General features: G+C 73.5%; 11 protein-coding genes. 4 read left to right on the plus strand and 7 right to left on the minus strand.

Annotation, left to right across the window (positions count from 1 at the left end; all coding sequences use genetic code 11):
• Positions 1 to 85: 85 nt before the first annotated feature.
• Genes EEJ42_RS16795 through EEJ42_RS16805 form a run of 3 tightly spaced genes read left to right on the plus strand, consistent with a single transcriptional unit; the run spans position 86 to position 2214 of the window.
• A complete protein-coding gene (locus EEJ42_RS16795; RefSeq protein WP_123100731.1) occupies positions 86 to 1300 on the plus strand; it encodes a cytochrome P450 in 1215 nt (404 codons plus the stop codon).
• Between the two features lie 20 nt (positions 1301 to 1320).
• Positions 1321 to 1515, plus strand: a complete 195-nt coding sequence (locus EEJ42_RS16800) for a ferredoxin (protein WP_123100732.1) — start codon at positions 1321 to 1323, stop codon at positions 1513 to 1515.
• 27 nt (positions 1516 to 1542) lie between these two features.
• A complete protein-coding gene (locus EEJ42_RS16805; protein ID WP_123100733.1) occupies positions 1543 to 2214 on the plus strand; it encodes a TetR/AcrR family transcriptional regulator in 672 nt (223 codons plus the stop codon).
• Here EEJ42_RS16805 and EEJ42_RS16810 read toward each other — a convergent pair.
• Complete coding sequence (locus EEJ42_RS16810) at positions 2211 to 4520, minus strand: bifunctional salicylyl-CoA 5-hydroxylase/oxidoreductase (protein ID WP_123100734.1); 2310 nt, start codon at positions 4518 to 4520, stop codon at positions 2211 to 2213. The two genes, EEJ42_RS16805 and EEJ42_RS16810, sit on opposite strands and share 4 nt — an antisense overlap.
• Positions 4517 to 5344 carry an enoyl-CoA hydratase family protein gene (locus EEJ42_RS16815; protein WP_123100735.1) on the minus strand — a complete coding sequence of 276 codons (828 nt, stop codon included), beginning with the start codon at positions 5342 to 5344 and terminating at the stop codon, positions 4517 to 4519. Before EEJ42_RS16815 ends, EEJ42_RS16810 begins: the two co-directional genes overlap by 4 nt.
• Before the next feature lie 227 nt (positions 5345 to 5571).
• Here EEJ42_RS16815 and EEJ42_RS16820 point away from each other — a divergent pair, with 227 nt between their 5' ends.
• Complete coding sequence (locus EEJ42_RS16820) at positions 5572 to 6165, plus strand: ATP-binding protein (protein ID WP_425472920.1); 594 nt, start codon at positions 5572 to 5574, stop codon at positions 6163 to 6165.
• A 3-nt stretch (positions 6166 to 6168) separates the two neighbouring features.
• On the opposite strand, the gene argF is transcribed toward EEJ42_RS16820, so the two are convergent.
• The 5 genes from argF to EEJ42_RS16845 form a co-directional block, all read right to left on the minus strand.
• The gene (gene argF / locus EEJ42_RS16825) at positions 6169 to 7173 is read right to left on the minus strand and encodes an ornithine carbamoyltransferase (protein ID WP_123100736.1); all 1005 of its coding nucleotides are present in this window, start codon (positions 7171 to 7173) and stop codon (positions 6169 to 6171) included.
• 141 nt (positions 7174 to 7314) lie between these two features.
• Positions 7315 to 8544, minus strand: a complete 1230-nt coding sequence (locus EEJ42_RS16830) for an arginine deiminase (protein WP_123100739.1) — start codon at positions 8542 to 8544, stop codon at positions 7315 to 7317.
• Between the two features lie 105 nt (positions 8545 to 8649).
• Entirely contained in the window at positions 8650 to 9453 is an 804-nt protein-coding gene (locus EEJ42_RS16835; RefSeq protein WP_246096803.1) for a hypothetical protein, read from the minus strand.
• Between the two features lie 14 nt (positions 9454 to 9467).
• Positions 9468 to 11525, minus strand: coding sequence for a hypothetical protein (locus EEJ42_RS16840; protein ID WP_123100737.1), 2058 nt, complete (start codon positions 11523 to 11525; stop codon positions 9468 to 9470).
• A gap of 262 nt (positions 11526 to 11787) precedes the next feature.
• The gene (locus tag EEJ42_RS16845; protein ID WP_009714497.1) at positions 11788 to 12507 is read right to left on the minus strand and encodes a Crp/Fnr family transcriptional regulator; all 720 of its coding nucleotides are present in this window, start codon (positions 12505 to 12507) and stop codon (positions 11788 to 11790) included.
• Positions 12508 to 12762 lie beyond the last annotated feature (255 nt).

Genomic DNA, 12762 nt, shown 5'->3' on the forward strand with positions numbered 1-12762 from the left:
CAGCCACAGCTTCTAAGCCCATTGATTTAATAAGACGCTCGTCTTACGGTGCTCAGGAGGTCCCCGACACCGGAGGAGTCCCCCCATGACTGACGTCGTTCCTGACTATCCCTTCGAGCAGCCGAATGTGCTGGAGCCCCCGCGGGAGTGGGCCGAGACGCGGGCCGCGTGTCCCGTGGCGCATGTGCGGATGCCCAGTGGGGATGTGGTCGGCCTGCTGACCGGGTACGAGGAGGTGCGCGGGCTGCTGACCGATCAGCGGTTCAGCCGGAACCTCGACCGGGAGGGCGCGGCGCGGATGTCGACCACCGAGGACGGTGGCATGTTCAGCCGGCCGGCCCAGGGGCAGGTGGACAACAAGGAGGGGCCGGGGCACCGGCGGTGGCGGCGGCTGATCAGCCGCGCGTTCACGGTGAAGAAGATGGAGGCGTGGCGGCCGCGCGTGCAGGAGATGGCCGACGCGCTGGTGGACGACATGGTGGCCAAGGGGTCGCCCGCGGATCTGCGCGCGGCGCTGGCGCTTCCGCTGCCGGTGCGGGTCATCTGCGCGCTGCTGGGCGCGCCGAGCGAGGACCAGGACAAGTTCGCGCGCTGGTCGGAGGTCCTGCTGACGCTGACGCGTTACACGCAGGCCGAAGTGGACGAAGCGCAGCGGGACTTCCACGCCTACGCATCGGATCTGGTCGAGCACAAGCGGGCGGAGCCGGGCGACGATCTGCTCAGCGAGCTGACGCAGATCTCCGACAGCGAGGACGGGCGGCTCAGCCACGACGAACTGATCTCCACCGCGGTCGGCCTCCTGCTGGCGGGGCACGAGACCACGTCCAACATGATCCTGAAGATGACGGCGATGCTGCTGTCGGAGCGGGAGCGCTACGAAGCGGTGCTCGCGGATCCGGGTCTGGTGCCGGGCGTGGTGGAGGAAGCCCTGCGGATGGACGCGAACGGCGGGGTGGGCATCCCCCGGTTCATAACCGAGGACACGGAGGTCAGCGGGGTGCCGGTGGGCGCCGGGAGCACGTTGTTCGTCAATCTGCACGCCGCCAACCGGGACGAGCGCAAGTTCCCCGACCCCGACCGGTTCGATCCGCGCCGCGAGAACAACGCCCAGCACCTCGCGTTCGGCGCGGGACCGCACTTCTGCGTCGGTCAGACGCTCGCCCGGGTGGAACTCCAGGTGGTGCTGGGGACGTTCGTCAGGCGGCTGCCCGAGCTGCGGCTGCGGGACGCCCCGGAGACGCTCCGCATCCGCGAGGGGGTCGCCGCGGGCGGTTTCGAGGACATGTGGGTCACCTGGTGACGGGCGGCGAGGGAGGTAGCATGAAGATCACTGTTGACGAGGGACTCTGCTGCGCCAGCGGGATGTGCGTGGTCAGGGCCGATGAGGTCTTCGACCAGCGGGAGGAGGACGGGATCGTGGTCGTGCTGGACGACGCTCCGCCGCCGGAGCACCGCGATGCCGTCCGTGAGGCCGCCGCGGCGTGCCCGACCGGGGCCATCAGCCTGACGGAATGACCTCTTCAGCGGAATGACTCCAGCGGAATGACGCTTTCCGGCCCGGCTGCCCCGCCGTCCGCGCGCTCGGTGCTCGCGCGGGACAAACTGATGCGCACCGCCGAGCGGCTCTACGCCGAGCGCGGCTTCGCGGGCGTCTCGGTGCGGCAGATCAGCGAGGCAGCCGGGCAGCGCAACAACTCGGCGGTGCAGTACCACTTCGAGAGCCGTGACGGGCTCATCAGGACGATCCTGTCGCACCACACCGCGCTCGTCGAGAAGCACCGCATCACCATGGTGGAGGCGCTGCGCGGGCAGGACACGGTGTCCCTGGAGGACCACTACGGGTGCCTGATCCTGCCGAACGTCGAGACGTACATCGAGGCGGGCACCCCCGCCTGGTGCGCGCGCTTCTTCGCCCAGGCCCTCGTCGAACCCGCGCTGCGCGACTACGTCGTGCGGGAACATCTGGACACGCCGTCCCTCGGCCTCCTGGGCGAGATCGGCGCGATTCGCCGGGACGACATCCGCCCCGACCTCCTGGCCCGGCACGGCACCATGGTGCGCCAGCTCTCGGTGCACGCCTTCGCCGAGTTGGAGTACGACCTGGCCAACGGCCGCGTCGACCCGGCCCGCGCGGAGGAGTCGTGGCACACCCTGGGCCGCGACCTGATCACGGCACTGTGCGGGCTCACCACCGCCCTGCTCGGCCCCCTCTAGAGCGCGAGCCGGGGCTTGGGGGCGTCGGTGCGGCCGGTCGGGGGCGTGCGGCTGCCCGCCTGGTACGGGAGGGGCCAGGGGGTGGCGGGGCCGGTGTAGTTCTGGTCGGCGGCGGCGTGCAGGGTCCAGTGGGGGTCGTAGAGGTGGGGGCGGGCGAGGGCGCAGAGGTCGGCGCGGCCCGCCAGGATCAGGGAGTTGACGTCGTCCCAGGAGGAGATGGCGCCGACCGCGATGACGGGGACGCCGAGTTCGTTGCGGATGCGGTCGGCGTAGGGGGTCTGGTACGAGCGGCCGTAGTCGGGGGTCTCGTCGGGGACGACCTGGCCGGTGGAGACGTCGATGGCGTCGGCGCCGTGGGCGGTGAAGGCGGCGGCGATGGCGACGGCGTCGTCGGCCGTGGTGCCGCCGTCGGCCCAGTCGGTGGCGGAGATGCGGACCGTCATGGGGCGGTCGTCGGGCCAGACGGCGCGGACGGCGTCGAAGACCTCCAGTGGGTAGCGGAGGCGGGCGTCGAGGGAGCCGCCGTAGGCGTCGGTGCGGTGGTTGGTGAGCGGGGAGAGGAAGCTGGAGAGCAGATAGCCGTGGGCGCAGTGGAGTTCGAGGAGGTCGAAGCCCGCGCGGGCGGCGCGTTCGGCGGCGCGGACGAACTGGTCGCGGACGGCGGCGAGTCCGGCGGCGTCGAGGGCCCGCGGGGTCTGGTTGACGCCGGGGCGGTACGGGAGGGGCGAGGGGGCGACGAGCGGCCAGTTGCCGTGCGGGAGGGGGGTGTCGATTCCCTCCCACATGAGCCGGGTGGAGCCCTTGCGCCCGCTGTGGCCGAGCTGGACGCCGACGGCCACGCCCGGGGAGTGGGTGTGGGCGAAGGCGGTGACGCGGCGCCAGGCGGCTTCGTGGGCGTCGGCGTAGAGGCCGGTGCAGCCGGGGGTGATACGGCCCTCCGGGCTGACGCAGACCATTTCCGTCATCACCAGCCCGGCCCCGCCGAGCGCCCGGCCGCCGAGGTGGACGAGGTGGAAGTCGCCGGGGGTGCCGTCGGGGGCGGCGGAGTACATGTCCATGGGGGACACGACGACGCGGTTGCGGAGGGTGAGGCCACGGAGGCGGAAGGGGGTGAACATGGGCGGGGTGGCGGCCGGTACGGCGGCCTCGCGCTCCACCGTCTCGACGAACTCCCCGTCGCGCAGCCGCAGGTTGTCGTGGGTGACGCGGCGGCTGCGGGTGAGGAGGTTGAAGGCGAACTGCCGCGGCGGCTGGTCCAGGTACAGCTCCAGGTTCTCGAACCACTCCAGGCTGGCGCGCGCCGCGCGCTGGGTGGACGCGACGACCGGGCGGCGTTCGGCCTCGTACGCGGCGAGCGCGTCGGGGAGGACGGGGTGTTCTTCGAGGCAGGCGGCCAGGGCGAGGGCGTCCTCGACGGCGAGTTTGGTTCCGGAGCCGATGGAGAAGTGGGCGGTGTGCGCGGCGTCGCCGATGAGGACCGTATTGCCGTGCGACCAGCGCTCGTTGACGACCGTGCGGAAGGCGGTCCACTGCGAGTGGTTGCCGCGCAGGGGGTGGCCGCCGAGGGCGTCGGTGAAGAGCTTGGCGCAGCGCTCGGTGGACTCGCGTTCGGTGCAGCGGTCGAGCCCGGCCCGCCGCCACACCTCTTCCCGTGCCTCGATGATGACGGTGCTCGCGGCCGGCTCATACGGGTAACCGTGGAGCTGCATGACGCCGTGCTCGGTCTCGGCGATCTCGAAGCGGAAGGCGTCGAAGGCGACGTCGGCGGCGAGCCAGATGTAGCGGCAGCGGTGGGTGGTGATGCGGGGGCGGAAGGCCTCGGCGTGGGCCTGGCGGGTGGCGCTGCCCGCCCCGTCTGCCGCGATGACCAGGTCGTACGTGCGGGACAGCTGCTCGGCGGGCGGCGCCTGGCTGCGGAACCGGAGGTGGACGCCGAGGGCCTGGCAGCGCTCGTGGAGGATGCGCAGCAGCCGGCGGCGGCCGAGGGCGGCGAAGCCGTGGCCGCCGGAGGTGAGCACATGGCCGCGGTGGGTCACGTCGATGTCGTCCCAGCGGACGAACGCGTCGCGGAGGGCGGCGTGGACGACCGGGTCGGCGTGCTCGATGCCGCCGAGGGTCTCGTCGGAGAGGACGACGCCGAACCCGAAGGTCTCCTCGGGGCCGCCCCGCTCCCAGACGGTGATCTCGCGCCGCGGGTCGAGGCGGGCGAGCAGCGCCGCCGCGTAGAGGCCGCCGGGCCCGCCGCCGACGACGGCGACGCGGAGCGGGCGGCCGGGGGCGGGGGCAGGGCCGGGGGTGGTGTTCATCGGCCCTGCCACAGCGGGGCGCGGCGGGCGGTGAACGCGGCGTGGAACTCGGCGTAGTCCGCGCCGGTCATCAGCAGCGCCTGGGTCGACGCGTCCATCTCGATCGCGGCGGACAGCGGCATGTCGAGTTCGGCGGTGAGCAGCGCCTTGGTCTGGGCGAGGGCGAGGGAGGGCCCGTCGGCCAGCCGCCGGGCGAGCGCCGCCGCCTCCGCCCCGGCCTGTCCCTCGTCGGCCAGCACGCTGATCAGGCCGATGCGCTCGGCCTCGGGGGCGCGGACCGGTTCGCCGAGCATCAGCAGCCGGGTGGCGTGGCCGAGTCCCACCACGCGGGGCAGCAGATAGGCGGCGCCCATGTCGCCGCCGGAGAGCCCGACCTTGGTGAAGAGGAACGAGAAGCGGGCGGAAGGATCGGCGACCCGGAAGTCGGCGGCGAGGGCGAGGACGGCGCCCGCGCCCGCGGCGGCACCGTGCACGGCGGCCACCACGGGGAAGGGACACTCCCGCAGCGCGCGGACCACCTGCCCGGTCATCCGGTTGAAGTCGAGCAGCTGGCGGGTGTCCATGGCGAGGGTGGCGCCGATGATCTCGTCGACGTCGCCGCCGGAGCAGAAGCCGCGCCCCTCGCCGCCGAGCACGAGGGCGTGTACGGAGCCGTCGCGGGCCAGCTCGGCGAGGAGGTCGCGCAGATCGGCGTAGGCGCCGAAGGTGAGCGCGTTGAGCTTCTCGGGGCGGGCGAGGGTGACGGTGGCGACGCCCTGGTCGAGGGTGAGGCGCAGATGTCGCCAGTCCTCGGTGCGGGGCGCGGAACCGGTGAACGGACTCATGGGGGCCATGGCCTCCTTCAGCCGGACGGCTGGGTCTGCCGGGTGCCTTCCTGGTGCCTGCCCCTCGAAGTTATCACCGGTACGTGACTGTCGTCACGAGTGCGCGATAGAGCGGGGGCGTGATCGAAAAGACCAAAGTCCCCCCAAGAGTGGTCCATGGTCCCTTCCGGCACTATCGTCCGCTTCATACCGTCAAGGGCTGCGGTATCCCGCTCCTCGCCGACCGTCTGGACCCGTACGTGCCCGAACCCCTCCACGCCGCCACCTGGCGCTTCGCACTGCCGCACACCACCGCCGCGGTACCGCTGGCCCGTGCGCTGATCCGCAACACGCTGGCGGACATCGGCGCGCCCGTGGACGGCGACACGGCCGAGCTGCTGACGGCGGAGCTGGTCGCCAACGCGGTGCAGCACACGACCGGGGACGAGCCGATAGAGCTGGTGGTGGAGCTGGTGCCGACCGGCGGCTGGCAGGTCGAGGTGCACGACCAGGACCCCACTCCGCCCGGCGGTTTCAGCGGCCCGGACGGCCAGGGACCGCAGGGCACACGGGGCGGCGTACGGGACGACGCGCGGCGAGACGTAGGCGAGGACGCACGCGAAGGCGTACGCGAGGACGTACGCGAAGACGCGCACGAGGGCGTCCGCGAGTCCGACGGCCCGGGCCGCCCCGAGGGCCCCAAGAGACCCGAAATCCTCGCCGAACGGGGACGCGGACTGCTGCTCATCCGGGCCCTCAGCGCGGACACCGGCTACCGCCCCACCCCCTACGGCAAGGCCGTCTGGTTCACCCTCCCCCCGGCGGAAGCCGCGGAGGGCTGACGGCTACGCCGAGCCGAGCGTCGCGACCAGCACCGCCTTGATGGTGTGCATCCGGTTCTCCGCCTCGTCGAAGACGACCGAGTGCTCCGACTCGAAGACCTCCTCGGTGACCTCCAGCTCGGTCAGCCCGTGCCGCTCGTAGATCTCCCGGCCCACATCGGTGCCCAGGTCGTGGAAGGCCGGGAGGCAGTGCATGAACTTCACGGCGTCGTTGCCGGTGGCCCGCAGCACGTCCATCGTCACCGCGTACGGCCCCAGCAGGGCTATCCGCTCGTCCCACACCTCCTTGGGCTCGCCCATCGACACCCACACGTCGGTGGCGATGAAGTCCGCGCCGCGCACGCCCTCGGAGACGTCCTCGGTGAGCGTGATCCGGGCGCCGGAGGCCGCGGCCATCTGGCGGGCCAGCTCCACGATGGTGTTGTCCGGCCACAGCAGCTTGGGCGCGACGATCCGCACGTCCATGCCCAGCAGGGCGCCGGTGACGAGGTAGGAGTTGCCCATGTTGTACCGGGCGTCGCCGAGGTAGGCGTAGGCGATCCGGTCCAGCGGCTTCTCACTGTGCTCGGCCATGGTGAGGACGTCGGCGAGCATCTGGGTGGGGTGCCACTCGTCGGTCAGGCCGTTGTAGACGGGCACCCCGGCGTGGGTGGCCAGCTCCTCGACGACGCCCTGGCCGTGTCCGCGGTACTCGATCGCGTCGTACATCCGGCCGAGCACCCGCGCCGTGTCCTTGACCGACTCCTTGTGGCCGATCTGCGAGCCGGTCGGGTCGAGGTACGTGGTCGAGCCGCCCTGGTCGGCGGCGGCGACCTCGAAGGCGCAGCGGGTGCGGGTGGAGGTCTTCTCGAAGATCAGGGCGATGTTCCTGCCCTGGAGCCGGCGCGTCTCCGTGCCCGCGCGCTTGGCCGCCTTCAGCTCGGCCGACAGGTCGACCAGGTGCCGGAACTCCTCTGCGGTGAAGTCCAGCTCCTTGAGGAAGTGGCGGCCGGTGAGGTCAATCGCCATGGGGTGGGCTCCTAGGTCGCGGTCGAGCGGGTGTAGCGGGTCGGGCGGGCCGGGCAGGCCAAACGGGGTCACGCAAGGTCGGGCCCTGGAAGCATATACGAGAGACTGTATATATACGGAGGCTCGGTGGTAACCCCGCCGTCACGACTCCACGGCGTCCCGCTCGACCGGGCAGCTCATGCAGCGCGGCCCGCCCCGGCCGCGGCCCAGCTCACTGCCCGGGATGTCGATCACCTCGATGCCGCGCTTGCGCAGGAACGTATTGGTCGTCGCGTTCCGCTCGTAGGCGACCACCACACCCGGCTCGACCGCGAGCACATTGCAGCCGTCGTCCCACTGTTCGCGCTCCGCCGCGTGAACGTCCTGGGTGGCGGTGAGCACCCGGATGGCGTCCAGGCCGAGGGCCGCGGCTATGGCCCGGTGCATGTGCTCCGGCGGATGGTCGGTGACCTTCAGCTCCCGGCTGCCCGCGCCCGGCTCGATGGTGTACGAGCGGAGCATCCCGAGCCCCGCGTACTGGGTGAAGGTGTCCCCGTCGACCATCGTCATCACCGTGTCGAGGTGCATGAAGGCGCGCCCCTTGGGCATGTCGAGCGCCACGATCGTACGGGCGGAACCGGCCTCGAAGAGCCGGTGCGCCAGCATCTCCACCGCCTGCGGGGTGGTCCGCTCGCTCATCCCGATCAGCACCGCGCCCTTGCCGATCACCAGGACGTCGCCGCCCTCGATGGTCGAGGGGTACGCGGCCTGGCCCTCCGACCAGACGTGGAAGTCGTCGTCCGCGAACAGGGGGTGGTGGCGGTAGACGGCCTCGTAGTGCACCGTCTCGTGCCAGCGGGCGGGCCAGCGCATCGCGTTGATGGCCACCCCGTCGTACACCCAGGCGGAGGCGTCCCGGGTGAAGAGGTGGTTGGGGAGCGGGTTCACCAGGAAGTCGTCCGGCTCCATGGCGTGGAAGCGGATGGACACCGGCTCCGCGAACCGGGCCAGGTACTCGCGCTTCGTCATGCCGCCGATCAGCGCCTCCGTCAGCTCCGGGGCGGTCAGCTCGTCGAAGGCCGCGCGCAGCCGGTCGGTGGCCAGCGGGCCGTACTCCTTCTCGTCGAAGACCCGGTCCAGCACCAGGTCCCGCGCCGTGGGCAGGGCCAGGCTCTCGGCCAGCAGGTCGCCGAACAGATGGACCTCGACGCCCCGGTCGCGCAGCACGTCCGCGAATCCGTCGTGCTCCTGGCGGGCCCGGCGCACCCACAGGACGTCGTCGAAGAGGAGCGCGTCCCGGTTGGTGGGGGTGAGCCGCTTCAGCTCCAAGTCGGGACGGTGCAGAATGACGCGGCGCAGCCGCCCGGCCTCCGAGTCCACATGGAATCCCATGATTCCCATCTTCGCCGCTTCGGGCTCGCCGCGGATGACCCGCGACACAAGTCGTGACCAAGGGCCCCTGTCCGGGCCACGGCCGGGATCAGGCAGGGGCAGGGATCAGGCCGCGGCCAGGATGACGATCAGGACCAGGGCCACGGCCAGGAAGCCCAGCAGGGCCGAGACCCACAGCTGACCGGGCTGGAGATCGAGACGGCCGCCGTCCTCGGTACCGCGGCGGCGGGCGGGCCACCGGACGGGCCGCCGGGCGCCGCGGGAGACGGCCTCCGCACGCTCCCGGCACTCCTCGTGCTCCCGGCACTCCTCGGCCAGGCCGCCGAACAGCGCCTTCCAGCCCTTCTCCCCGAAGCCGGTGACCTGCCGGGTGGCGACGATACGGCGCACCACCTCGCGCCCCGCGCCGTCGCCCGCCGCCCACAACCCGGGCAGGACGCACGCCATCAGCTCGGGGACGGCGCCCCGGTCCGCGTACGGGCGCACCAGGCCCTCGTACAGCATCAGCGCGTTGCGCACCCGGAGGCGGGCGCTCCCGCCCGGCTGATCGAGGTAGAGGTGGGCGATCAGCACCTTCTCGCAGACCGCGTCGGCGAGCCGTGGCCCGCGCTCGGGCGCGCGGCGCACCAGCTCGACCACGACGCGGGTGGCCCGGTCGGCGGGCAGCCCCGCGTCGAGCGCGCTCAGCAGCAGCCCGTCGTCGGCCTCGCGCAGCGCCGCGGGCAGGGCGTCGCCGCCGTGGCGCAGCGCCTCGCGCAGGGTGCGGAGGGTGCGTACGGCGCCCACCGGCGTCGGGGGCGGGCCGCCGTCCGGGGTGTCGGGCAGGTTCTGTGGGTTCGGCGTGTTCTGTGGGTTCGGCGTGTTCTGTGTCTGCTCCGTGTCCCGCGTGCAGTCCGTGTCCTTCACCATCGACGTTTCTCTCCTCACAGCGCTTCCAGCACCTCCCGGATCCGGGTGGCCGCCCGTACGTCGAGCGGTTCGTCACCGTCGTGCGCCAGCCGGGGCAGGAAGCCGTACAACACCGCCAGCTGGCGGTCGTCGCGGGCAGCCCGCCGGATCCAGCCGACCAGCGCGTCCTCGGCGGCGGCCGCCGAGCGGGCCCAGGTCAGGGCGGCCCGCAGCAGTTCGGCGAGCCGCGGTGCACTGCCCGGGCGGGCGGCCAGCAGCGCGGTGGCCAGCGGCCAGGCGGCGTACGGCTCCAGCTCCGGCACCTCGCCGAGCCCCCAGAGGTGCGAGGTGCGGGTGGTGACGGCGCGCAGCACCGTCAGCAGCGCGAGGTCCCGGCGCGGCCGCCGGGTGTCGTGCAGCCAGGCGGCGAGTGCGGCGAGCACGGCCTCCGGGTCCGTCCCGGCCAGCAGCCGCAACACGCTGTACGAGGTGGTCCGCCCGTCGTCGGCGTACGCCGGCCGGGCCAGCTCCTCCAGCGACGCCCGGACCGAGCCCGCGGCGAGTCCGTAGCCGTGGGCGAGGACCGCCGTCTCGCGCTCGCGTGCGTCGTCGCCCAGCGCCCAGCCGCGCAACAGGCCGTCCACGGCGGGCCGTACGCCGTCGTCGCGGGCCGCCTCGGCGAGCGCCGTGGCGGCCGCCATCCGCTGCACCGGGCTGTCGGCGCGGGCCAGCGGCAGCAGCAGTTCGACGAAGCCGTACAGATAGTCGCGGGCGCAGAGCACGCCCGCGGCGACCGCCGCGCGCACCCACACCTGGGGGCGCGGGTCGTCGCACAGGGCGCGCAGCCAACGGGCCATCGGGCCGCGGACGTTGTGGTGGCCGTCCCATGCCTCGTACAGCACCGCGGACGCCAGCCGCCGCCCCTGGAACCGGACGGCGCGGACCGCGACCGACGCGTCGCCCAGGTCCTCCACGCCGTCGCAGCACACCGCGCGCGCCGCGGCCAGCCCGGCCCCGGGGCGCACGGCGAACAGCGGGCGTCCGGGCGCGTACTGGGGGTCGAGGGTGACGGCCAGCTCCCAGGTCAGCAGCTCGGCGGCCTCGGCGGTGAGGCTGTGGGCGGAGCCGTTGAAGACGGCCAGCGCGATGCGCAGCGCCGCCGTCCGCAGGGCGGGCAGCGCGGCGGGCAGGGTCCCGGGGCGGCCCGCGCCGTCGAACCAGGCGCGGGCCTGGTCCGGGGCGAAGTCCCGGCAGCGCTCCAGCAGCCCTTCGTCGGACAGCCGCCCCTCGGCGTGAGCGGCGAGGTGCCGGGCGAGCCGGGCGGCCTCGCCGGGACGCGGCTCGTCCAGGCCGAGGGCGTCGGCCACGTCGGGGCGGGCGGCGGTGGCGCGGGCGAGGTCCAGCAGCTCGGCGGGCTTGTCCGCGAGCAGGTCGGACAGCTGGTGGTCCAGCACCTCGGCGGCGGGCGGGGGTTCGTACGGTACGGCGTGGCGGCGGGCGCTCAGCAGCCGGTCGGCGGCCGGGCCGTCCGCGACCAGGACGACGCCGAACGCCCCGCGCTCGGTGAAGCGGGCGCGCAGCCGGTCCAGGAGGGGCCCGGGATCGGTCTCGTCGGCGGGCAGTTCGAGGAGATAGCCGTGACCGCGCTCGATCTGCGGCCCGGCGGGGACGGCACCGGAGCCGAGCCGGACCACTTGGCCGCCCGCCGCTTCGGCCGGGTCGTCGCCTTCGGTCAGTTCGGCGAGGAGCGCGAGGCCCGTCCAGGCGCGGCCGGTGCCGGGTTCGCCGCACAGGGCGAGGAGGTGGGTGTGGCGCAGCCGCTCCCGCATCGCGGCATGGCCGGGGGCGGGCCGGTGGACGCGGCGCAGCAGCGCCAACTCCTCGCGGGTCACCGGCCCTTCGGGGAGCGGGCGGTTCTCGTCCGTGTCGGGCGGACGCGGCGGGCAGTCGGTGAGGCGCAGATGGGCGCGCGCCTCGCGCGCCGCGCGGGCGCCACCCGCCTCCCCCGCGCCGTCCAGCGGGCCGCCCCTCGGGATGTCCAGCCGCCGCGGGCCCGGGTCCGCCGGGGTGTCGATGCCGTCCGGTTCGCTCATCGCCCGCCCTCCTTCATGCCGTGGTCCCCGTACACGTAGGTCTTCGGGGGTGGCATCCCTGGAGGGAGGTCCGAAGCGGGCGGCGGGACCTCTCCCTCGATCCGCCCCGCCGCCCTTCTCCGGCGCCAGGCGCTGGGCCGTGTGCACCCCCGTCGCACACGGTCCCGTTCACCTGTGCCACCACCAGGGTGGGCCGGGGGCGGGACGGGGGCTGTAGCCGTTTACACAGTCGCGCGCATTCGCGGGGCGTGCGCGCCCGCGCTCATTCGCAGGGGCGCGCCGGAATGTGCTCCCCGGTCGCGCGCCCCTCGGCCAGCAGCCGCAGCAGCCCGATGTCCCGCACCTCGAAGCGGCGCGAGGCGGTCCGTACGACACCTTGGTCGCGCAGCAGCCGCAGCGCCTTGGCGACGGCCTCCCGGGTCGAGCCCACGGCCGCGGCGATGTCGTGCTGCGGCAGCGGCAGATCGACGGCGATGGCCCCGCCGGGACCGGGGTGGCCGGTGCGTTCGGCGATCTCGACCAGCCGGGCGGCCAGCCGCTGGAGCACCTTCTCGGAGGCAAGGGAGCGCCGTTCGCCGTCGGAACTGCGCAGCCGGGAACTGAACTGACGCATGATCAGTACGGTGGCGACCGGCCTCGCCGCCAGATAGGCGCGGAACCGGTCGCCGGAGACCACGACCGCCTCCATCCGGCCGAGCGCGGTGACGGTGGCGCTGCGCGAACCGTGGTCCACCGCGGCCTGGTCCCCGACGACCTCGCCCGCGCCGCGCAGGGCCAGGATCAGCCGCACCCCGCGCTCGGTCTCCACGGAGACGGTGGCCCAGCCGGAGACGATCGCGACGACGAAGGTGGTGCGGTCGTGTTCGCGCAGGACGACCTCGGAGGGGCCGTACGTCCGCGGGCTGCCGAGCGCGAGCAGGGCGCGCCGGTCGTCGGCGGGGAGCGCGTGCAGAAAGGGCCGACCGTCCTCGAAGAGACTCATCCGCCCTCCCGCTTCACTGGTGGCTCGTCAGGTTGCGGAGAACCGATGGGATGACGAGCACGCTAGGCAGGTGGCACGGGCACGTCAATGGGGCCGGACGGAACCGGTGCCCCCGGGCGGACCTGCGGCGGAATCCGCTCGAACACCCCTGCGGGCCGCGGCGCCGGAGCCCCCGCCGCCACGAGCACCGGAGTCCGCGCCACCGCGAGCGCCGGGGTGGTCCGCGCCGCCGCGAGAACCGGGGTCCGCGCCGCC

The sequence above is a fragment of the Streptomyces botrytidirepellens genome (assembly GCF_003721215.1).
Classification (GTDB): domain Bacteria; phylum Actinomycetota; class Actinomycetes; order Streptomycetales; family Streptomycetaceae; genus Streptomyces; species Streptomyces himastatinicus.

Coding starts and splice junctions, on each gene's coding strand:
- EEJ42_RS16815 (WP_123100735.1), bottom strand. CDS start 5,344: ATGAGTCCGTTCACCGGTTCCGCGCCCCGCACCGAGGACTGGCGACAT.
- argF (WP_123100736.1), bottom strand. CDS start 7,173: ATGGCGATTGACCTCACCGGCCGCCACTTCCTCAAGGAGCTGGACTTC.
- EEJ42_RS16810 (WP_123100734.1), bottom strand. CDS start 4,520: ATGAACACCACCCCCGGCCCTGCCCCCGCCCCCGGCCGCCCGCTCCGC.
- EEJ42_RS16805 (WP_123100733.1), top strand. CDS start 1,543: ATGACGCTTTCCGGCCCGGCTGCCCCGCCGTCCGCGCGCTCGGTGCTC.
- EEJ42_RS16840 (WP_123100737.1), bottom strand. CDS start 11,525: ATGAGCGAACCGGACGGCATCGACACCCCGGCGGACCCGGGCCCGCGG.
- EEJ42_RS16845 (WP_009714497.1), bottom strand. CDS start 12,507: ATGAGTCTCTTCGAGGACGGTCGGCCCTTTCTGCACGCGCTCCCCGCC.
- EEJ42_RS16830 (WP_123100739.1), bottom strand. CDS start 8,544: ATGGGATTCCATGTGGACTCGGAGGCCGGGCGGCTGCGCCGCGTCATT.
- EEJ42_RS16835 (WP_246096803.1), bottom strand. CDS start 9,453: ATGGTGAAGGACACGGACTGCACGCGGGACACGGAGCAGACACAGAAC.
- EEJ42_RS16795 (WP_123100731.1), top strand. CDS start 86: ATGACTGACGTCGTTCCTGACTATCCCTTCGAGCAGCCGAATGTGCTG.
- EEJ42_RS16800 (WP_123100732.1), top strand. CDS start 1,321: ATGAAGATCACTGTTGACGAGGGACTCTGCTGCGCCAGCGGGATGTGC.